This is a genomic window from Albidovulum salinarum (genome assembly GCF_025673475.1).
GTDB lineage: Bacteria > Pseudomonadota > Alphaproteobacteria > Rhodobacterales > Rhodobacteraceae > Albidovulum > Albidovulum salinarum.
In genome coordinates, this window is sequence record NZ_JAOVQO010000011.1 from 1 (window position 1) to 19368 (window position 19368).

Here is a 19368-nt window from a genome sequence, read left to right on the forward strand (position 1 = left end):
TCCTCAAGGACGAGGCCAGGCGCGGCCGCAAGAAGCCGGTCGCGGGCTTCATCGCGGGGCGCACCGCGCCTCCGGGCCGGCGCATGGGCCATGCCGGCGCCATTGTCGCGGGCGGCAAGGGCGGCGCAGAAGAGAAGATCGAGGCGATGCGCTCGGCCGGCATCGTCGTGGCCGACAGCCCGGCAACGCTGGGCGAGGCGGTCCTCAAGGCCATCGGGTGAATCACTGCCCGCCCCGGCACGGGCCGGGGCGGGCATCATGAAAGAGTGACGGAAATGCCGATTTTCCGGATAGGCGACCAGCTCCACTACTTCGCGCATGTCCCGAAATGCGGCGGGTCATCGGTCGAGGCCTATCTGACATCCCGCTTCGGCAGCCTCGCCTTCGTCGACACCCGCCATCTCGACCTGCCCGAGGCGCGGCGCTGGACCCGCTCCTCGCCGCAGCATGTCGCGATGGCCGACTTCCACCGGCTGGTGCCAGCCGACTGGATCGCCTCGTCCTTCGCGGTGGTGCGCCACCCGGTGAAGCGGCTGGTCTCGGCCTTCCGCTTCCAGGTCGAGGTCGAGGGCACGGTGGCCGCCCTCTGGTCGATCGACGAGTGGTTCGACGACTGGCTGAAACGGACCGAGGCGGAGCCGTTCCTCTACGACAACCATCTCCGCCCGCAGTCCGAAATCGTGCCGGAGGACGCCACGCTGTTCCGGATCGAGGACGGGCTCGACCGGCTGGTGCCGCATCTCGACGCGCTGGCCGGCAACACCGACGGCGCCCGCACGATCCCGGCCGAGAACGTCCGCAAGAAGTCGATTGGGCCGGATGCGGCGCGGCTGAAGCCCTCGGCCGAGACGCTGGCGCGGATCGGCGTCTTCTACGCCGACGACTTCCGGCGCTTCGGCTACGGTCTGCACGACGACATCCCGTCGGCCTCGACGCAGGCGCCCCAGCGCGGCCTGATGGGGCGGCTGGCCAAGACCTTCGCGGGGAAGCGGACATGACCAAGATCCGCCCCATTCGATTTCATCCGGCCGCGCGCGAGCGCGGTCCAACCCATGATGACAGGAGCGGCAGGCTCGCGCCTCGCCGAGTGAGATCATGACGGAACACAGCCCCAACGACCAGTTCCACGCCTCAAGCTTCCTTCAGGGCGCGAATGCCGAATATGTAGAGCAGCTCTATGCTCGCTTCGCCAATGATCCTGGCGCGGTCGACGCGACATGGGCGGAGTTCTTCCGTTCGCTCGGCGATGCCGAGAACGATGTTCGCAAGGAGGCGCGCGGCGCCTCGTGGGAGCGGCCCGATTGGCCGCCGATGCCCACCGACGAGCTGACCTCGGCGCTGACCGGCGAATGGCCGATCGCGGCGAAGGAGGCCAAGGGCGCGGGCGACAAGATCAAGGCGAAGGCCGCCGCGATGGGCGTCGCGGTCAGCGACGACCAGGTCAAGCAGGCGGTGCTGGATTCGATCCGCGCGCTGATGATCATCCGCGCCTACCGGATCCGCGGCCATCTCGTGGCCGACCTCGACCCTCTCGGCATGCGCTCGGAAACGCCGCATCCCGAGCTTGACCCGCGCTCCTACGGCTTTGCCGAGGCCGACATGGACCGGCCGATCTTCATCGACAAGGTGCTCGGCCTCGAACATGCCTCGATGCGCGAGATCCTCGACATCGTGAAGCGCACCTATTGCGGCACATTTGCGCTGCAGTACATGCACATCTCGAACCCCGAGGAGGCCGGCTGGCTCAAGGAGCGGATCGAGGGCTTCGGCAAGGAGATCGCCTTCACCCGCGAGGGCCGCAAGGCGATCCTCAACAAGCTCGTCGAGGCCGAGGGCTTCGAGAAGTTCCTGCATGTCAAATACATGGGCACCAAGCGTTTCGGCCTCGACGGCGGCGAGGCGCTGATCCCGGCGATGGAACAGATCATCAAGCGCGGCGGCAGCCTCGGCGTCCAGGACATCGTCATCGGCATGCCGCATCGCGGCCGGCTCTCGGTCTTGGCCAACGTGATGGCCAAGCCCTACCGGGCGATCTTCAACGAGTTCCAGGGCGGCAGCTTCAAGCCCGAGGATGTCGACGGTTCGGGCGACGTGAAATACCACCTCGGCGCCTCGTCGGACCGCACCTTCGACGGCAACACGGTGCACCTCTCGCTGACCGCGAACCCCTCGCATCTAGAGGCGGTCAACCCCGTCGTGCTTGGCAAGGTCCGCGCCAAGCAGGCACAGCTCAACGATACCGACCGGACCAGGGTCCTGCCGATCCTGCTGCACGGCGACGCGGCCTTCGCCGGCCAGGGCGTCGTGGCCGAATGCTTCGGCCTCTCGGGCCTCACCGGCCACCGCACCGGCGGCACGATGCACATCATCGTCAACAACCAGATCGGCTTCACCACCGCGCCGCACTTCAGCCGGTCGAGCCCCTACCCGACCGACATCGCGCTGATGGTCGAGGCGCCGATCTTCCACGTCAACGGCGACGACCCCGAAGCCGTGGTCCACGCCGCCAAGGTCGCGATCGAGTTCCGCCAGAAGTTCCACAAGGACGTTGTCATCGACATGTTCTGCTACCGCCGCTTCGGTCACAACGAGGGCGACGAGCCGATGTTCACCAATCCGCAGATGTACAAGCGGATCAAGACTCACAAGACGACGCTCCAGCTCTATACCGAGCGGCTGGTCAAGGACGGCCTGATCCCCGAGGGCGAGATCGAGGACATGAAGGCCGCCTTCCAGGCGCATCTCAACGAGGAGTTCGAGACCGGCAAGAACTTCAAGCCCAACAAGGCCGACTGGCTCGACGGCCGCTGGTCGCATCTCGACCGCGAGGGCGAGGAATACAGCCCTGGCAAGACCGCGATCACCAAGAAGCTGATGGCCGAGATCGGCACCGCGCTGACCCGCGTGCCGGAGGGCTTCGACATCCACAAGACCGTGGCACGCCAGCTCGACGGCAAGGCGGCGATGTTCAAGAAGGGCGAGGGCTTCGACTGGGCCACCGCCGAGGCGCTCGCCTTCGGCTCGCTTCTGACCGAGGGCTACCCGGTCCGCCTCGCCGGCCAGGACTGCACCCGCGGCACCTTCTCGCAGCGCCACTCCGCCTTCATCGACCAGTCGACCGAGGAACGCTACTACCCCTTGAACCACATCAAGGCCGGCCAGTCGCGCTACGAGGTCATCGACTCGATGCTCTCCGAATATGCCGTGCTCGGCTTCGAATACGGCTACTCGCTCGCCGAGCCGAACGCGCTGGTGATGTGGGAGGCGCAGTTCGGGGACTTCGCCAACGGCGCCCAGATCATGTTCGACCAGTTCGTCTCCTCGGGCGAATCGAAATGGCTCCGGATGTCGGGCCTCGTCTGCCTCCTGCCGCACGGCTTCGAGGGCCAGGGGCCGGAACACTCCTCCGCCCGGCTCGAACGCTTCCTGCAGATGTGCGCCCAGGACAACTGGATCGTGGCGAACTGCTCGACCCCGGCGAACTACTTCCACATCCTGCGCCGCCAGCTCCACCGCACGTTCAGGAAGCCGCTCATTCTGGTGACGCCGAAGTCGCTGCTGCGCCACCCGATGTGCATCTCCGATGCCGACGACTTCACCACCGGCTCGACCTTCCACCGCGTCCTCTGGGACGACGCCCAGAAGGGCCATTCCGAGACGAAACTGGTGGCCGACGAGACGATCAAGCGCGTGGTGATGTGCTCGGGCAAGGTCTACTACGACCTCCTCGCCGAACGCGACGCGCGCGGCATCGACGATGTGTATCTCCTGCGGCTCGAACAGTTCTATCCCTTCCCCGCGCAATCGGTGGTGAAGGAACTCGGTCGCTTCAAGCAGGCCGAGGTGATCTGGTGCCAGGAAGAGCCCAAGAACCAGGGCGCCTGGACCTTCGTCGAGCCCAATATCGAATGGGTGCTCGGCCGGATCGGCGCGAAGTCGCAGCGCCCGCGCTATGTCGGCCGCCAAGCCTCGGCCTCGCCGGCGACCGGGCTTGCCTCGCGCCACAAGGCCGAGCAGGACGCGCTCGTCAACGAAGCACTGACCGTCGGGGAGGCCAGCTGATGGGTATCGAGGTAAGGGTTCCGACGCTCGGCGAAAGCGTCTCGGAGGCGACCGTGGCGACCTGGTTCAAGAAGCCGGGCGACCGGGTCGCGGTCGACGAGATGCTCTGCGAACTCGAGACCGACAAGGTCACCGTCGAGGTGCCGGCGCCGGCCGCCGGCACGCTCGCCGAAATCGTGGCGGCCGAGGGCGCGACCGTCGCGGTCAACGCGCTGCTCGCGCAGATCGCCGAGGCGGGCGAGGCCCTGCCGGCGGAACCGACAGACAAGGGCGCCGCGAAAGCGCCGAAAGCGGATGAGGGCAAGATGTCTCCCAGGAATACCGACGTGATGGTGCCGACCCTCGGCGAAAGCGTGACCGAGGCCACGGTCTCGACCTGGTTCAAGAAGATCGGCGACAGCGTCGCCCAGGACGAGATGCTGTGCGAGCTCGAGACCGACAAGGTCTCGGTCGAGGTGCCTTCCCCGGTCGCCGGCCGGCTGGCCGAGATCCTCGCCCCCGAAGGCGCCACGGTCGACGCCAAGGCCCGCCTCGCGGTGATCGCCGAGGGCGCGGGCGCCGCCGCGGCCGCCCCCGCCGCACCCGCGGCCGAGGCCCCCGCCCCGGCCGCCGCGGGGGCCAAGGATGTCGAAGACGCGCCCGCCGCCAAGAAGGCGATGGCCGAGGCCGGGCTTTCGGCCGATCAGGTCACCGGCACCGGCCGCGACGGCCGCATCATGAAGGACGACGTCGCCAGGGCCGCCGCCGGGGCCGCCGCCGCGCCCGCCCCGGCCCCCTCCGCTGCCGCTCCGGCACCGGCGCCCGCCCCCGCGCAGGCGCCGCGCGCCCCGGTCCCGGCCGAGGATGCCGCCCGCGAGGAGCGGGTGAAGATGACCCGGCTCCGCGCCACCATCGCCCGCCGCCTCAAGGACGCCCAGAACACCGCGGCGATGCTGACGACCTACAACGAGGTCGACATGTCGGCGGTGATGGATCTGCGCAACGCCTACAAGGACGCCTTCGAGAAGAAGCACGGCGTGAAGATGGGCTTCATGTCCTTCTTCGTGAAGGCCTGCTGCCACGCGCTGAAGGAGGTTCCGGAAGTCAATGCCGAGATCGACGGCGGCGACGTCGTCTACAAGAACTTCGTCCACATGGGCGTCGCCGTCGGCACACCGACGGGCCTCGTCGTCCCGGTCGTGCGCGACGCCGACCAGATGTCCTTCGCCGCGATCGAGAAGAAGATCGGCGAGCTTGGCCTGCGCGCCCGCGACGGCAAGCTCTCGATGGCCGAGATGCAGGGCGGCTCGTTCACCATCTCGAACGGCGGCGTCTACGGCTCGCTGATGTCCTCGCCGATCCTCAACCCGCCGCAATCGGGCATCCTTGGCATGCACAAGATCCAGGACCGCCCCGTGGTGGTGAACGGCCAGATCGTCATCCGCCCGATGATGTACTTGGCCCTCAGCTACGACCACCGCATCGTCGACGGCAAGGGCGCGGTGACCTTCCTCGTCCGGGTGAAAGAGGCGCTCGAGGACCCGCGCCGGCTGCTGATGGATCTCTGAGGCAGCGGCCGGAACGGGAAGGGGCATGCCATGACACATCGGTTCATTGTCGACGTGCCGGGCGTGCCCGCCTCGCCCTCCCCGATCTCAAACGCGGTGATCGCAGGCGGGACGTGCCACATCTCGGGTCAGCTCGCCGTCTACGATGACGGATACCGCGCCGGCAGCGCCACCGAGGAGGCTGAGCGCGCGTTCGAGCTGGTCTTCCGGATCGCCGCACATTGCGGTTTCGCGCGCGAGGAGATCGTCTATGTCGACATCGCGTTTTCGAACCTTGATGATGTCGGCGAAGTCAACGCGGTCTACGGCCGGCTCTTCCCGGTGAACCGGCCGGCACGAACCATCTATCAGGCCGCCCGGTTGCCATTTGGCGGCAAGGTCAAGGTACAGGCCGTCGCGATGCGCGCATCAGAGTGAAAGGACCACGACCCATGTCCAGCGAACTGAACATCCTCGCGCTCTACGGGCTCTATACCTGCGTGATCCTGATCCTGAAGGTGACCGGCGCCACCGGCCAGCTCGGCATGGGCTATCTCCTCTCCTCGCGTGACGAACACCGCACGCTCACCGGCATCACCGCCCGCCTCGACCGGGCGCTGACGAACTCGGTGACCGCGATGGCGCTCTTCGCCCCCGCCATCCTCATCCTCGCGCTGAAGGACGGCTTCAGCCCGGCGACGCTCACCGCCGCCCAGGCCTTCCTGATCGCCCGCGTGCTCTACGTCCCGGCCTACGGCCTCGGCATTACCGGCATCCGCACCCTTCTCTGGCTCGTCGGCTTCGCCGCGACCGTGCTGCTCTACCTCATGGCGCTGATGGCCTCATGATTTCTTCTTTTCGCAAATATCCTCGGGGGGCGCGGCCGAATGGCCGCGGCGGGGGGCAGACAGCCCCCCGTCCGACGCCCGCCGCAGGGTCCGACGCCTGCCATACAGTCTGCCGACACCGCGCAGACACCGAAATGACCAAAGGAGTACCCCATGGCTGAGTTCGACGTGATCATCATCGGCGCCGGCCCCGGCGGCTATGTCTCGGCGATCCGCTGCGCGCAACTCGGCCTCAAGACCGCCGTCGTCGAGGGCCGCGAGACCCTCGGCGGCACCTGCCTCAACGTCGGCTGCATCCCGTCGAAGGCGCTCCTTCACGCCTCCCATGCGCTCCACGACGCCGAGACGAATTTCGAGAAGATGGGCCTGATGGGCGCCAAGCCGAAGGTCGACTGGGCCAAGATGCTTGCTTACAAGGACGAGGTCATCGGCCAGAACACCAAGGGCATCGAGTTCCTGTTCAAGAAGAACAAGATCACCTGGCTCAAGGGCTGGGGCTCGATCCCCGAACCCGGCAAGGTGAAGGTCGGCGACGAGGTCCACGCGGCGAAAAACATCGTCATTGCAACCGGTTCCGAACCGCTGCACCTGCCCGGCGTCACTGTGGACGAGAAGGTGATCGTGACCTCCACCGGCGCCCTCGAACTGCCGAAGATCCCGAAGTCGATGGTCGTGATCGGCGCCGGCGTGATCGGGCTCGAACTCGGCTCGGTCTATGCGCGCCTCGGCAGCGAGGTCACCGTCGTCGAATATCTCGACACGATCACGCCGGGCATGGACGGCGAGGTCGCCAAGACCTTCCAGCGGCTCCTCAAGCGCCAGGGCCTCGACTTCGTCCTCGGTGCCGCGGTGCAGTCGGCCGAGGTCAAGAAGGGCAAGGCCACGGTCAGCTACAAGCTGAGGAAGGACGACAGCGCCGCCACGCTCGAGGCCGACTGCGTGCTCGTCGCGACCGGCCGCGGCCCCTATACCGACGGGCTCGGGCTCGCCGAGATCGGTGTCGAGATGGAAAAGCGCGGCCAGATCAAGACCGACAGCCACTGGCAGACCAATATCAAGGGCATCTACGCGATCGGCGACGCGATCACCGGCCCGATGCTCGCCCACAAGGCTGAGGACGAGGGCATGGCGGTGGCCGAGGTCATCGCCGGCAAGCATGGCCACGTCAATTACGACGTGATCCCCGGCGTCATCTACACCACGCCCGAGGTTGCCACGGTGGGGCGCACCGAGGAGAGCCTGAAGGAGGAAGGCCGCGCCTACAAGGTCGGCAAGTTCGCCTTCATGGGCAACGGTCGCGCCAAGGCGGTGTTCCAGGGCGACGGTTTCGTCAAGATTCTCGCCGACAAGGAGACCGACCGCGTGCTCGGCGCCCATATCATCGGGCCCTCGGCGGGCGAACTCATCCACGAGATCTGCGTCGGCATGGAGTTCGGCGCCTCGGCCGAGGACATCGCGCTGACCTGCCACGCCCACCCGACCTTCTCGGAAGCGGTGCGCGAAGCCGCGCTCGCCTGCGGCGACGGGCCGATCCACAGCTGATCCACCCCTGGATGGCGCCGGACCGGCGGCAAGAGCCGCCGGACTTTCCTTACCTGTTGCGGACGCGCACCCGGGCTAGCGCACCGACCATTCGCCGGCCGTAGCGCCGCTTGAGGAGCCGCCAGGCATCGCGGAAGGGAATGATGTACAGCTTCACGCAGCTGTTCATCTCCGCGGCCGATTTCTTGTCGTGAATCCCGAAGACGACGTCACGGTTGTCCTCAGGAACAACGTAGGTTCCGAACAGCACGTCCCAGACCGGAAACATGAACGCGAAGTTCTTGTCGAAATGGTCGGGGTGGCAGCTGTGATGGACATGATGGTGGGCCGGAGAAGGAAAGACCTTCGACCAGACGCCCGGCCAGCGAAGCCAGACATGGGAATGTCGTAGGTTGTAGCCGGCCAGGTTGAACGCGAGCATCAGCAGCGGCACGCCGAGAAGCATCGGCATCGTCGGTATGTAGCCCAGGAGCTTGTAGGCCGCCACGGCCACCAACCCGTAGGAGCCTCCGATCACCGCCGCGTAGACGAGATTGTCGATCGGGTGTTCGCGGTAGTTGGACAGCGGGTGCATCACCTCGGCGCTGTGGTGAACCTTGTGGAACTGCCACAGCACCGGCACCTTGTGTTGCAGGTAGTGGATCACATAGGCCACGAAGTCGACGACGAGCGTTGCCACGAACATGAACCCGACGGCCATGCCGAGACCCGCAGCGCCCCCCGCCTCGGAACTAGTGGCGGCGTCGATGATCCCGACCCCGCCTGAAAACCACTCGAAGGCATAGGACGTGGACGCCGCGCCGAGCCCGAGCAGCAGAAAATGGCCGATGAGCTGGTGAAAGAAGAAATAGCGCAGGTCGAGCCATGCCGAGGGATGGCTCCAGACATGCGCCGGGAACAGAAACCGCAGGAATGAGGCGCGTTTGCCGGTCCGGCCGGCCCTTGCCTGCCGCCGGAACACCGCATAGGCGAACAGCGCCGATGTCGCGAGGTAGAGAAAATAAATCCGGTTCGCGGGATCGAACGGAAACCGGATCACCGACCATGAATGTAGTACGAAAGAGCGAAGCACTTCGCTGACCAAATCCATCATGGCTCGCTCACCCGGCCCTTCCTCTTATCGAACGCCCCCTCAAGGCGGAGTACTGACCGGAAACGCTGCCCCCCGCATCTACCCGGCAATATGACGCAAACCTTGCGTGACATCCGTCCGCACTGCAAGTCTCAAGGCCGGCTCGTCGCCCGCCTTCAACGCGGCGATAATCATCCGGTGGTGCTGCGGCGGCTCGGCCCGGGTCAGGCGCGAATAGAGCGCCCGCATGGTCGGGCCGAGCTGCAGCCAGACCGTCTCGGCGACCGCCAGCATCGCCGGCGCCTGGGCACGCAGGTAGAGCGTGCGGTGAAACTCGAGATTGGTGCGGATATAGGCCACCGCGTCGCGTTTAACGGCCGCCTCGGCATTGGCCATGTTGATCGCCTGCAGACGCTCGATCAGCGCGATATGGGCGCGCGGCAAAGCCCGGGTCGCAAGCTCGGTCTCGATCAGCGCCCTGAGGCTTGCCAGCTCCTCGATCCGCTCGTTGGTCAGGTCCGGCGTCGTCACCCGCCCCGAGGAGGAAAGCGTCAGCGCGCCCTCCGCCGCGAGCCGCCGCATCGCCTCGCGCGCCGGCGTCATCGACACGCCGTAGCTCTTGGCCAGCCCGCGCAGCGTCAGCGCCTGGCCGGGCGCCAGCTCGCCATGCATGATCTGCTGGCGCAGCGACCGGTAGAGCCGGTCATGCGCCGCGATGGTCGTGTCCGAGGGCCGCGTCTGCAAGAGCATGCCGGATGTGATCACGCCGGCCTGCCGCCGTCAATCGTCGCGGGGGCGCTTCCGCTCAGAAGTCGACGCGGTGCAGCTCGGCGCCATCGCGGCGCAGCCAGGCGCGGTGCCGCTCGTAATCCGGAGCCAGCCGCGCCACCACCGCCCAGAAGGCAGGCGAATGGTTCATCTCGACCAGATGCGCAACCTCATGCGCGGCCACATAGTCGAGCACCTCGGGCGGCGCCATGATCAGGCGCCACGAGAACATCAGCCCGCCCTCTGCCGTGCAGGATCCCCAGCGCGAGCGGGTATCGCGCAACGTGATGCGCCGGATCCGCCGGCCGATGGTCGCGGCATGGGCCTGCGAGGCGGCCTGCAGGCGCTGACGCGCGGCGAGTTTCAGAAAGGCAAGGATCCGCGCGCCGAGCCGCGCCTCGTCCGTCGGCACGAGAAGTGCCGTTCCTTCGACGCGAACCGCCGACACCGGCGCCGGTGTGACGACCAGCCTGCGGCCCTCGAACGGGATATTCGAACCGGGCGCCACAGCCAGCCGCGCGGCGGTGCCCCGCAGGATCTGGCGCACCCAGTCGGCCTTGCCTTCGGCAAAGGCCAAGGCTTCTGTCTCGCAGGCGCGGGCGGGCATAGACAGTGTCACCTTGCCGTCGAGGCGCGAGACGCGCAGCGAAAAACGTCTTGCGCGGACGGAGCGGCGAAGCGTGACCTCGACAGGTGGCTCGCCGGGTAATGTGCGTTGGGTCATGAAAAAATTCCTTCCGAACCGCACAATACAACCTCGACGGGCGGCGAAAAGGGCAAAAGCGACGGGCGCGAACACCATCGCGGAAAGCCTTTGACAGCCCCGCGCACTTGTGGCAGTTGGCACCGACTCTCGAAAAGACGTGCACAGAAGGAGTGTCCCATGCCCAAGGACGAATGGGGCGTCAAACGCCTCTGCCCGCATTGCGCCAGCCGGTTCTACGACCTCCAGCGCGACCCGATGACCTGCCCGGAATGCGGCCACAGCTTCAGCGCGGAAAGCCTGATCGCTGGCCGCGGCCGCACGATGATCAGCGAGAAGACCGCGTCCAAGACCGATGACCTCGATGTCGACGATCTGACCGACGACGACGATCTCGACGATGATTCGGGCGATTCCGATCTCGACGATGATCTGCTCGAGGATGACAGCGACGACGACGTCTCGCTCGACGAGATCGCCGATGTCGCGACCGGAGAAGACGACAGCTGACGCGCAATTTGCGTCTCGAAGGCAAGACCCGAAGCGGGCGCGGACCATTCCGCGCCCGTTTTGCTTGCGGCCGCGGGCTGCGGTGAAGCGATCTTCGCGCACGACGATTTTTCGCTTGCACCGCCTCGCGGCGTTCCCTATATCGCCCCTCACGCGGGCGGCGACGCCCGGACCTCCGGTGGGGCCATAGCTCAGTTGGGAGAGCGCTTGAATGGCATTCAAGAGGTCAGGGGTTCGACTCCCCTTGGCTCCACCAAATTCGCCTACAAGAGTAGCCGCTTACCGAGACCGCCGCTGGCGGTTTTTTTTGGTTCAAGAGTGCTGCGTAAGTTTGGCGTAAGACCTGCCGGTAGGTCCGCAGGTGCGTAAGCTGCTGATTCTTCACACAACGGAAATACGCAGGCGATCTGTTTCGTCGTCAAACACCTGCCACAATGTTAGGGTCAGGCTCCAATGCCCGACGACATGGCGAGAGCAAGCATGGACGAAATCGATTGGTCTGATCGAGCATTCTACGATGATGGTGAGTGGGTAACTTGGACTGAGATCAACCAACAGCTTCAATACAAGGAATGGGGAGCGAAGTATCCCAACGCCATCCGTTCATTGATCCCATATTTTGAAGACTTGATGTCTCTGGCCGCGAGCTACCACTACGAGACGGGTCAGCACCTGAATGTCTATGGGGACATCGGAGAACTGTTCGGTGCCATCACCTACGGCATCAAGTTGAACCGGAACTATGCGCAGGGCGCTGACGGCAGGCTCGGCAATGACCACGTCGAGATCAAGACAATTACACCGTTTAAAAGTCGCGACGAAGTGGTCGTCAAGCTGGCTGGGAACTTCAGCAAGCTGCTTGTCATCAAGATCAATCAGGACTTTCAAATTTCTGGGCGGATGATTGACCGCAAGGATCTACCAGATACGCATAGATCGTTCCTGCGCGTGAAATGGAGCGACTTGCCGGCGACACGTTAACTGCATTCTTGTAGCCGTAAACGAAAGGCGCTCCCAGACCTATGCCCGGGAGCGCTGCTGGATCACGCGGCAAGGAGACACCGCGCTCTGGCTGCGGTCGTTGGCTTAACGAGGGACGCACCGCTATGCCTTGCGCGGTTGGCTGGACCGCGTGCCGTAGAAAAGCCAACTCCTGTCGCTACGGCTGAGCTGGCTCAACGATCGGCCTGCCACGTTCCGTCCTCTTGCCCCCGAGCCGGCGCTTCTAAGGGAAAGTCCCTGTCCAGCGCTCCCACCGCCAGTTTCCACGCAGCCTCAGCCGTCGGGCCGATTCAGCAATTGTACCGCCCGATGCGGGAGAGTAAGGCGTCACCCGGGACACGCATAAGTAGCATTCCCACGGGATCCCTCCGGGTTTCGAACAGAGCTCTTCAAAACAGGCCAAAGGCTGCATGCTGAACTCACTCCAGTACCTTCGCGCGTTCGCGGCTCTGGCCGTAGTCCTGTTTCACTACCGAGACAAATTCGTCTCGGCGGGCGGATCGCCGGCGATCGCTTCATTGGTGGACTGGGGGCATGGCGGAGTCCCGATCTTCTTCGTGCTCGCCGGCTTCATCATGGTGTGGACAACGCGCCTGACGGCGTCGCCGGGCGTCTTCCTTTGGCGACGGGCCATCCGCATATATGGAGGGTATCTTCCGATTGCCCTCGCGTTCCTGGCCTTCAAAGCCGGCACGACAGGCGTGGAGGAATGGGTTCCGGAGGGACTGAATCTGGTTGGGTCACTGACCCTGACCGAATCCATTGCCGCAAGGCTTCTGATCTTTCCGACTTGGTCCCTCAGCTTCGAGCTGCTTTTTTATCTGGCCTTTGCGATCTGCCTGACCTACGGGCGGGACCGCTTCTTTCCCGCGGCGCTGCTGGTGGCCATAGGGATCTTCGCGCTCGGCAGTTGGGGTCCCATTCCGGCGGATGCCGCCAGGCCGATGACGAGTGCGCTGAACCTGCTGTTCATTCTCGGGCTCGCGGTCGGCTGGGTCGCGATCAATGTCACGCGAATTGACGACCGCTCCGTCATTGCGCTGGCGGTCCTGTGTGCTGTTTGCCTTGGCTATGGTTTTGCCATCGGCGACGATCAGCGTCCGCTGCACAGGCTACTGGGCTTCGGCCTCGGCTCGTCAGCTCTGATCCTTGTGCTGGTCGAACTCGAACGCCGCGAGCGCGTGCCCGACTGGCCATTCCTGCGTCGACTGGGAGATGCGTCCTATGCGCTCTATCTGCTGCACGTCCCGGCCACGTTCATGTTCGCGACGCTGAAATTCGACTCCTGGCTTGCGTGGCGCGGAGGCCCCTACGCAATGCTGGTGGTTTACCTCGCGGTCCTCCTCTCCGCGAGCATGTGTTACTTCGCTTTGGTAGAGATGCCGATCACCCAAGTTGGCCGCCGTCTGTCACGTGCGCTGAGCTTTCGCTGAGTTTGACTTACCGAATCTCCATTTCGTTCGCTTGAAAGGCCCCGCGCCTTTTGAAGCACGGCGTTTCTCAGCGGAGCATCGCGGACAAACTGCAGCGGAGCCTCGGCCGGCTCACACTACACCCGGCATGATCGAGCATTGAATCCCAGGCATACCCCGCCGGAATCGCTCTCCCTCGCGCGACCAGTCAACCTTGCCGGTTCGTGAAAACGCGCCGTCGGGGAACGAGCAGCGTAGCGGGGCGCTTGCAAGCCTCGGTCTCGGATCCGGATCACGCCGGTTCGACACCAGCAAGATCGCCGAGCGCCAGGAAATACAGTCCGGACGTCACTACGCGAGGGCAGCTTGGCACTCCGCACGGGCGGGCAGTTCAGCGCTCCGGCACCCGAGGCAACCGTCCTGAGCCGAGGCCTGTAGCGCATTGTTCGCCGCCCTGGCCTCGCTCTGGCGGGCGCGGCGGACAACGATCCGGATCGGAGTGCCAACTAGCCTCCGACGTAAACTCCGGACCGGGGGCGGTAGAAAATCTTCTGGTTGTGGAGCCGCCCCAGAAGCTCCTGAATTCGGCGCAGTGTGTCCGCGCGGTCGCCGTGGTCCGCGGCGGATCGTTCAAGCAAGGCCTGCGAAAGCGAGTCCCGGCTGTGCCGCAATGCCGTCTCGATCAGATCCATGTCTTCGACGGACAGCTCGAACATCTCGTTGTAATGGGGCATCTCTCCCTCCTCCGCCGCGATTACGGTGACGGACATCTCGCATGCCCTCTGGCCGCCCACTGGCATCCGGCATATCCATCCGGAATGAACTCTATCTGATTTTCTGTCTCGCGGAAAACGGTGACGGGACGCGGGAGCATCCGCTGCCGACGGGCGCCGGCCGATTTCGGCGAACCCGGAGCCTGCCTGTCCGCATGTCGTTTCCGGCGCCTTGTCGCGCGGTGTCGGGGGAAGGCTGCCGGAACACCCTGCCCTGGGGAAAGGATCGAATTCGCAACCGCGGTCCGAGCTCCTCTTGAGGATGCGCGATGACGCGTGCCACGGGCAAGCAGCACCCCGCGGCAGCGGGCTGCCGCGGGGCATGGGAGATGTGGTCGGCCCGCCTCGGGCCGCGCCGTTACTCGAAGGTCGCGAGATAGGCGATCACGTTCTCGATCTCGTCTTCCTTCTTGAGCCCCGCGAAGGACATCTTGGTGCCGTCGACGACATCCTTCGGCTTGGCGAGGAAGGCGGCGAGCGTCTCCTCGTCCCAGGTCAGGCCCTCGGCAGCCTTGGCGACCAGGCCGTCGGAGTATTTGAAGTCCGCGACCTGGCCGGCGGCGGCTCCGACGATGCCGTTCAGGATCGGGCCGACCTTGTTCTTGGCGTCCTCGCCGACCGCATGGCAGGCCTTGCACTTGTTGAACACCTTCTCGCCGGCCGCGGCGTCGCCGGAGGCGAAGGCGGGTGCCGCGAAACTCGCGGCGATAAGGGCGGCGATCGCGATCTGTCTGGTCATTGGATACTCCTCTGCGTTGAATGGTCAGATCAGGGTTTCAACTCTGGCGCCGGGCAGTTCTGCCACGACGGCGTCGATCTCGGCCGGCGTCATCAGGCAGAAGGCCGTCGACAGGCCGTCGGCGAGGGCCGCGGACGGCGCCGACACCGATGCCACGCGCTGCGCCCCGGCCGGTGCGCGGCGCCGTGGATCGAAAATATGACCAACCTCTCCCGCGGGATCAAGCACGGTCCCCGAGGGCGCCGAGGTGGCGAGGCAGCGGTCGCTCAGCGTCACCCGGTGGAGGATGCGGCCGTCCGGCGCGGCTATGCCCGCGCGCCAGGGAGTGCCATCGGCGCGGGTGCCGAGTGCGGCGATCTCGCCCATGTCGACGAGCACGTCGGTCATGCCGCGCGCCTTCAGGAGAGCGGCGATCCGGTCGGTGATGTAGCCCTGGGCGATGCCATTCAGCGTGAGCGCCATGCCCGGCCGGGCGAAGGCGATCTCGTCCGCGTCGAACCGCAGATGCTGCCAGCCGACGCGCGCCCAGGCCGACTCGATCCGGTCCGGGACGGGCGCACCGGCCGCCTCGGCATAGACCTGCCAGAGCGGCTGGATCGTCGGGTCGAAGGCGCCGCCGGTCTGGCGGTGGATCTGGCCGGACAGGCTCAGCACCTCGAGCAACTCCGGCGGCGGTGCCGCGAGCCAGCCGTTGCGGTTGAGCCGCACGAGGGCCGAGTCGGAGTTGTAGAGGCTGAAGATGCGCTCGAGGCGCTGAAGCTCGGCCCGAACGGCGGTGATCGCGGTTTCGGCGGCGCGGCGGTCGCCGCGAATGGTGAGCGAGGCCGGGGCGCCGAGCGCCACCCCGTGCCATTCGGTGGCGGCGGTCTCCGCCCGCGCGACCCCGGCGGCGAGCGTCGCGGCGGCGATGGTCAGGAAGCGGCGGCGGGTGAAGGGGCGCGTCATGACGGCGTCTCCAGCTTGGCGTCGAGGTCGATCGGGGCGAGCGCGGCCTCGTCGGGGATCTCGGCGAGCGGCACCGCCCTGCCGCCGTAGCGGCTGATGAAAGCCTCGGCCGCGGCGGGGTCGGCGAAGGGTACGATCTCGGGCGCGCCCATGCCACCCGCGACCTCGGCCTCCACCACGAACACCGCTGTGTCGGCGGCGGTCCAGTTAGTCGGCCCGGGCTCGTCCCAGCTTGCGGCCTTGCCCATGTCGGTCACATAGGTCGCGACGATGGCGGCGTCGCGCTCGGGGCTCTTGAGGTAAGCCACCGCATCGCGGACCTGGGCGAAGAACAACGGCTCCGGGATGCCTTCGAGGTGGATCTGCCCTTTCGGCCCGCCATGTTCGGCGACGTTCATCGCGCAGAAATGGGCGAGCGTCTCATCGGTGAAGGACACCGGGTCGGGCGCCACGGCGACCTCCTCCTTGCAGGCGGCGAGAAGCAGCGTGGCGATCAGGATGCGTTTCATGCTTCGACCCTCCGGAAGGCAAGCCGGGCCAGCATGAGGGCGAGGAACGGCCAGAGGCAGAGCGACAGGGGTGCGGCCCAGCCGGGCAGCGCGGTGGCGGCCCCGGTCATGCCGCTCGTCAGCGCGACGGCGTCGGAGGCGGCGATGTTCCAGAGCCGGAAGGCGTCGGCGGGGTTGGCGGCCATGACCCAGGGGAAGGCGGTCTGGGTGAAGGCGCCGCCGTTGTCGAGGACCAAGGCGCCGAGCAGGCCGAGGTCGTAGAGAACCACGAAGATCAGCCAGAGCCCGGCCGACATGCCCGCCGCGCCCGTGGAGCTGCCCGAAAGCGCCGAGATCATGTAGCCGAGCGCGAGGAAGACCGCACCGAGGAGGACCGAGGTCAGGATCAGGCGAAGAAGCGCCATCAGACTTTCCGGCGCGGCGCCGCCGGCGAAGGCGGCGACCGCGCCCGCCGCGCCGAAGCCCATCGTCATCGCGAAGGCGAGCGCCGCGAGATGGGCGATGAACTTGCCCATCAGCATCTCGCCCCGGCTCACCGGGTAGGAGAGGATCAGCGCGAGCCCGCCGCGCTCGGCCTCGCCGGCGATCGAGTCGAAGGCCATCATCAGCGCGAGAAGCGGCGCGAGATAAACCGAGAGCGTGGTCATCGAGGCGACCGAGACGGTCAGCATGTCGACCCCGAGCGCGCCGGTCGGCGCGCTGCCCGCGAAAGTCAGGGCGAGCGCGAAGAGCACCATGATCAGGGTCGCCATGAAGACCCAGCGGTTGCGGCGGACGATCAGGAACTCCGCCCGGGCGATGGCAAGGGCGCGTCTCATGTCCGGCCTCCTTCGGCATAGTGGCGGTAGAGGTCTTCGAGCCCCGGCGGCGTCATCTCGATATCGGCGACGAGGTCGCCGAGATGGGAGAGCCGGCGGAGCTCCTCCATCTTGTTCTCGGGCGCGCAGAGGATCTCGACCGAGGCGCCGTTCACCCGCGCGCCGCCGGTCTGGCCGGCGACCCTGTCGGCCGCACCCGGCATGGCACGGATACGGAGCCGCGTCGGCAGGCCGGCGCGGCGCGAGAGATTGGCGAGCGTGTCGTTGGCGACGAGATCGCCGTGGCTCAGGATCGCGATGCGGTCGGTGCGTGCCTCGACCTCGGTCAGCGCGTGCGAGGCGATCAGCACCGCCGCGCCCTCGGCCGCCAGTTCGTCGATGATCGCATAGAGCTCGTGGCGCGAAATCGGGTCGAGCCCGCTTGTCGGCTCGTCGAGAAGCGCGACCCTCGGCCGGCCGAGCAGGACCTGCGCGAGGCCGAGGCGCTGGCGCATTCCCTTCGACCAGGTGCCGATGCGGCGGTCGGCGGCGTCGGCGAGCCCGACGCGTTCGAGAAGCGGGCCGACTTGCGCCGTCGAGACCCCGGCGAGGCGGGCAAAGAGCGCAAGCTGCTCACGCCCGGTCAGCGATTTGTGAAAGGCGACGGCTTCGGGCAGGTAGGCGGTGGCGGCGCGGGCATGGGCGCTGCCCGGCGTCGCGCCGTCCACCGTGATCCGGCCGTCCGTGAGTGGCGTAAGGCCGAGAATCAATTTCATCAGCGTGGTCTTGCCCGCGCCGTTATGGCCGAGAAGCGCCACCCGCTCGCCCGCACGCAAGTCGAGCGAGACCGCGTTCAGGGTCCGAAGCGAACCGCGCTCCTTGGTGGCGGCGGCGATGCTCAGGACGGCATCAGTCATGGTTCATCTCCCATTCGGGCACCGGGATCTCGACCGGCCGCATCAGCGCGTGGCTGTCGACGACGCCGCCCGGCAGGAGCGCCGGGAAGGCCGATTGCGACCAGCGCACGAGCTGCACCGCGGGCGAGCCCAGAAGCAGCTTGGCCGATGGCTGGGTCCAGAGCACATGGTCCATGCTGTCGTTCGGCCGGTAGGGCGTGTCGGCGATGCCGTCGCCGTTGACGTCATAGGCGGCGAAATCGCTCCAGTAGTTGCCGCGGCCCTCGTCGGACCATTCGACCCAGCGGGTGCTCACGTATTTCACCTGGGTCCGGTTGCCGATGAAGGCGTTGCCGGTGATCGTATTGCCTTCGGAGCCGGCCGTGAAGTGGATGCCGATCTCGCAGCCTTCGAAGCGGTTGCCGGAGAAGGTGTTCTTGTTCGCGTTGTAAAGGAAGGCGCAGCGGTCCTTGACGCCGCGCACGAGGTTGCCGGTGACGATGCCGTCATTGGCATAGTTCAGCATCACGCCGTGCTCGCGGTCACCGATCGAGATGTTGTCGGCGACCTTGACCCGGCGCGAGAACATCACCGCGTAGCCGAGGTCGTTGCCGATCGAGAGATTGCCGGTGACCTCGCTGAAATTCGCGTACATGTAGTGGACGGCGAAGCGCAGCTCGCGGAAGCGGTTGTCGCGGAAGATGTTGCGCTTGGAGGTGTTGACGAAGATGCCGTCGCGGCCCCAGCGGATGTCGTTGCGCTCCACCACCGCGCCCGGCGCGTTCCAGACATAGACGCCGTTGCCGCGCGCGTTCATGTGGCGGTCCTGGCGGCCCTCGATCAGGTTCCCGGCGACGAGCGCGTCGCGGGCGCCGTGGACGTCGACGCCGTGAAGGTTGCCTTTCAGCACGTTGCCGCGCACCACCGCCCCGGTCGCTCCCTTGGTGAGCTTGATGCCGGAATCGAGCGTCTCGTGCGAGGCGCCGGAGCCGATCACGGTAAGGCCCGAAAGCGTCACGTCCGGCGCGGTCACGGTAATGACCGTGCCCTTGCCGCCGCCGTCGATCACCGCCTTGCCGCCGCCCTCGATCGTGACGGCGCGGTCGACGGCGACGGTCTCGCGGTAGGTCCCGGGCCGGAGCAGGAGCGTGTCGCCCGCCTCGGCCCGGGCAAGCGTCTCGGAAAGCGCCCCGGGCGCCACGTCCCACTCGGCCGCCGCAGCCGGCAGCGCGAGAAGGATCAGAAGCGCCCGAAGCAGCATCAT

19 protein-coding genes, 1 tRNA gene and 1 pseudogene are annotated in these 19368 nt (G+C 66.4%); 11 read left to right on the plus strand and 10 right to left on the minus strand.

The window, feature by feature from the left end; translation table 11 throughout:
- The 7 genes and pseudogenes from OEZ60_RS12365 to lpdA form a co-directional block, all read left to right on the plus strand.
- Positions 1-221, plus strand: a pseudogene (locus OEZ60_RS12365) (succinate--CoA ligase subunit alpha); the annotation flags it as partial.
- Positions 222-275: 54 nt separating this feature from the next.
- Positions 276-998 carry a sulfotransferase family protein gene (locus OEZ60_RS12370; protein ID WP_263336591.1) on the plus strand — a complete coding sequence of 241 codons (723 nt, stop codon included), beginning with the start codon at positions 276-278 and terminating at the stop codon, positions 996-998.
- A 97-nt stretch (positions 999-1095) separates the two neighbouring features.
- Complete coding sequence (locus tag OEZ60_RS12375) at positions 1096-4062, plus strand: 2-oxoglutarate dehydrogenase E1 component (RefSeq protein WP_263336592.1); 2967 nt, start codon at positions 1096-1098, stop codon at positions 4060-4062.
- Positions 4062-5609: a 2-oxoglutarate dehydrogenase complex dihydrolipoyllysine-residue succinyltransferase gene (gene odhB / locus OEZ60_RS12380; RefSeq protein WP_263336594.1), complete on the plus strand. Its 1548-nt coding sequence runs from the start codon at positions 4062-4064 to the stop codon at positions 5607-5609. The genes OEZ60_RS12375 and odhB overlap by 1 nt, the downstream gene beginning before the upstream one ends.
- A gap of 30 nt (positions 5610-5639) precedes the next feature.
- Positions 5640-6026 carry a RidA family protein gene (locus OEZ60_RS12385; RefSeq protein ID WP_263336596.1) on the plus strand — a complete coding sequence of 129 codons (387 nt, stop codon included), beginning with the start codon at positions 5640-5642 and terminating at the stop codon, positions 6024-6026.
- 14 nt (positions 6027-6040) lie between these two features.
- Positions 6041-6436, plus strand: coding sequence for an MAPEG family protein (locus OEZ60_RS12390; RefSeq protein WP_263336598.1), 396 nt, complete (start codon positions 6041-6043; stop codon positions 6434-6436).
- Positions 6437-6589: 153 nt separating this feature from the next.
- Positions 6590-7978: a dihydrolipoyl dehydrogenase gene (gene lpdA / locus OEZ60_RS12395; protein WP_263336600.1), complete on the plus strand. Its 1389-nt coding sequence runs from the start codon at positions 6590-6592 to the stop codon at positions 7976-7978.
- Positions 7979-8027: 49 nt separating this feature from the next.
- Here lpdA and OEZ60_RS12400 read toward each other — a convergent pair whose 3' ends face one another.
- From OEZ60_RS12400 to OEZ60_RS12410, 3 genes are all read right to left on the minus strand, one after another.
- Entirely contained in the window at positions 8028-9017 is a 990-nt protein-coding gene (locus OEZ60_RS12400) for a sterol desaturase family protein (protein ID WP_263336601.1), read from the minus strand.
- Between the two features lie 132 nt (positions 9018-9149).
- Positions 9150-9800, minus strand: coding sequence for a GntR family transcriptional regulator (locus OEZ60_RS12405; protein WP_263336604.1), 651 nt, complete (start codon positions 9798-9800; stop codon positions 9150-9152).
- A gap of 55 nt (positions 9801-9855) precedes the next feature.
- Positions 9856-10542, minus strand: coding sequence for a M48 family metallopeptidase (locus OEZ60_RS12410; protein WP_263336607.1), 687 nt, complete (start codon positions 10540-10542; stop codon positions 9856-9858).
- Between the two features lie 159 nt (positions 10543-10701).
- Between OEZ60_RS12410 and OEZ60_RS12415 the strand changes: the two genes are divergently transcribed.
- The 4 genes from OEZ60_RS12415 to OEZ60_RS12430 all read left to right on the plus strand — a co-directional run bounded on the left by OEZ60_RS12415 (position 10702) and on the right by OEZ60_RS12430 (position 13466).
- Positions 10702-11031 (plus strand): TIGR02300 family protein, encoded by a 330-nt coding sequence (locus OEZ60_RS12415; RefSeq protein ID WP_263336610.1) that lies wholly within the window; start codon positions 10702-10704, stop codon positions 11029-11031.
- A gap of 180 nt (positions 11032-11211) precedes the next feature.
- Positions 11212-11287, plus strand: a tRNA-Ala gene (locus tag OEZ60_RS12420).
- A 197-nt stretch (positions 11288-11484) separates the two neighbouring features.
- Positions 11485-12012 carry a hypothetical protein gene (locus OEZ60_RS12425; protein WP_263336612.1) on the plus strand — a complete coding sequence of 176 codons (528 nt, stop codon included), beginning with the start codon at positions 11485-11487 and terminating at the stop codon, positions 12010-12012.
- 431 nt (positions 12013-12443) lie between these two features.
- Entirely contained in the window at positions 12444-13466 is a 1023-nt protein-coding gene (locus OEZ60_RS12430; protein ID WP_263336614.1) for an acyltransferase family protein, read from the plus strand.
- Positions 13467-13951: 485 nt separating this feature from the next.
- Here the strand turns inward: OEZ60_RS12430 and OEZ60_RS12435 are convergent, their stop codons facing one another.
- The 7 genes from OEZ60_RS12435 to OEZ60_RS12465 form a co-directional block, all read right to left on the minus strand.
- Positions 13952-14179 carry a hypothetical protein gene (locus OEZ60_RS12435; RefSeq protein WP_263336617.1) on the minus strand — a complete coding sequence of 76 codons (228 nt, stop codon included), beginning with the start codon at positions 14177-14179 and terminating at the stop codon, positions 13952-13954.
- Positions 14180-14576: 397 nt separating this feature from the next.
- A complete protein-coding gene (locus OEZ60_RS12440) occupies positions 14577-14957 on the minus strand; it encodes a c-type cytochrome (protein ID WP_263336620.1) in 381 nt (126 codons plus the stop codon).
- 24 nt (positions 14958-14981) lie between these two features.
- The gene (locus OEZ60_RS12445; protein ID WP_263336623.1) at positions 14982-15902 is read right to left on the minus strand and encodes an FAD:protein FMN transferase; all 921 of its coding nucleotides are present in this window, start codon (positions 15900-15902) and stop codon (positions 14982-14984) included.
- Positions 15899-16411, minus strand: a complete 513-nt coding sequence (locus OEZ60_RS12450) for a nitrous oxide reductase accessory protein NosL (protein ID WP_263336626.1) — start codon at positions 16409-16411, stop codon at positions 15899-15901. The genes OEZ60_RS12445 and OEZ60_RS12450 overlap by 4 nt, the downstream gene beginning before the upstream one ends.
- Positions 16408-17229 carry an ABC transporter permease gene (locus OEZ60_RS12455; protein WP_263336629.1) on the minus strand — a complete coding sequence of 274 codons (822 nt, stop codon included), beginning with the start codon at positions 17227-17229 and terminating at the stop codon, positions 16408-16410. The genes OEZ60_RS12450 and OEZ60_RS12455 overlap by 4 nt, the downstream gene beginning before the upstream one ends.
- Positions 17226-18125 carry an ABC transporter ATP-binding protein gene (locus OEZ60_RS12460; protein ID WP_263336631.1) on the minus strand — a complete coding sequence of 300 codons (900 nt, stop codon included), beginning with the start codon at positions 18123-18125 and terminating at the stop codon, positions 17226-17228. The genes OEZ60_RS12455 and OEZ60_RS12460 overlap by 4 nt, the downstream gene beginning before the upstream one ends.
- Complete coding sequence (locus OEZ60_RS12465; protein ID WP_263336633.1) at positions 18118-19368, minus strand: nitrous oxide reductase family maturation protein NosD; 1251 nt, start codon at positions 19366-19368, stop codon at positions 18118-18120. The genes OEZ60_RS12460 and OEZ60_RS12465 overlap by 8 nt, the downstream gene beginning before the upstream one ends.

What these genes read in the sequence shown, in the direction of transcription:
- OEZ60_RS12445 (WP_263336623.1), bottom strand. Translation starts at nt 15,902, where the DNA reads ATGACGCGCCCCTTCACCCGCCGCCGCTTCCTGACCATCGCCGCCGCG.
- OEZ60_RS12410 (WP_263336607.1), bottom strand. Translation starts at nt 10,542, where the DNA reads ATGACCCAACGCACATTACCCGGCGAGCCACCTGTCGAGGTCACGCTT.
- OEZ60_RS12455 (WP_263336629.1), bottom strand. Translation starts at nt 17,229, where the DNA reads ATGAGACGCGCCCTTGCCATCGCCCGGGCGGAGTTCCTGATCGTCCGC.
- OEZ60_RS12370 (WP_263336591.1), top strand. Translation starts at nt 276, where the DNA reads ATGCCGATTTTCCGGATAGGCGACCAGCTCCACTACTTCGCGCATGTC.
- lpdA (WP_263336600.1), top strand. Translation starts at nt 6,590, where the DNA reads ATGGCTGAGTTCGACGTGATCATCATCGGCGCCGGCCCCGGCGGCTAT.
- OEZ60_RS12430 (WP_263336614.1), top strand. Translation starts at nt 12,444, where the DNA reads ATGCTGAACTCACTCCAGTACCTTCGCGCGTTCGCGGCTCTGGCCGTA.
- OEZ60_RS12415 (WP_263336610.1), top strand. Translation starts at nt 10,702, where the DNA reads ATGCCCAAGGACGAATGGGGCGTCAAACGCCTCTGCCCGCATTGCGCC.
- OEZ60_RS12390 (WP_263336598.1), top strand. Translation starts at nt 6,041, where the DNA reads ATGTCCAGCGAACTGAACATCCTCGCGCTCTACGGGCTCTATACCTGC.
- OEZ60_RS12440 (WP_263336620.1), bottom strand. Translation starts at nt 14,957, where the DNA reads ATGACCAGACAGATCGCGATCGCCGCCCTTATCGCCGCGAGTTTCGCG.
- OEZ60_RS12450 (WP_263336626.1), bottom strand. Translation starts at nt 16,411, where the DNA reads ATGAAACGCATCCTGATCGCCACGCTGCTTCTCGCCGCCTGCAAGGAG.
- OEZ60_RS12460 (WP_263336631.1), bottom strand. Translation starts at nt 18,125, where the DNA reads ATGACTGATGCCGTCCTGAGCATCGCCGCCGCCACCAAGGAGCGCGGT.
- OEZ60_RS12465 (WP_263336633.1), bottom strand. Translation starts at nt 19,368, where the DNA reads ATGATGCTGCTTCGGGCGCTTCTGATCCTTCTCGCGCTGCCGGCTGCG.
- OEZ60_RS12425 (WP_263336612.1), top strand. Translation starts at nt 11,485, where the DNA reads ATGCCCGACGACATGGCGAGAGCAAGCATGGACGAAATCGATTGGTCT.
- odhB (WP_263336594.1), top strand. Translation starts at nt 4,062, where the DNA reads ATGGGTATCGAGGTAAGGGTTCCGACGCTCGGCGAAAGCGTCTCGGAG.
- OEZ60_RS12375 (WP_263336592.1), top strand. Translation starts at nt 1,096, where the DNA reads ATGACGGAACACAGCCCCAACGACCAGTTCCACGCCTCAAGCTTCCTT.
- OEZ60_RS12405 (WP_263336604.1), bottom strand. Translation starts at nt 9,800, where the DNA reads ATGCTCTTGCAGACGCGGCCCTCGGACACGACCATCGCGGCGCATGAC.
- OEZ60_RS12435 (WP_263336617.1), bottom strand. Translation starts at nt 14,179, where the DNA reads ATGCCCCATTACAACGAGATGTTCGAGCTGTCCGTCGAAGACATGGAT.
- OEZ60_RS12385 (WP_263336596.1), top strand. Translation starts at nt 5,640, where the DNA reads ATGACACATCGGTTCATTGTCGACGTGCCGGGCGTGCCCGCCTCGCCC.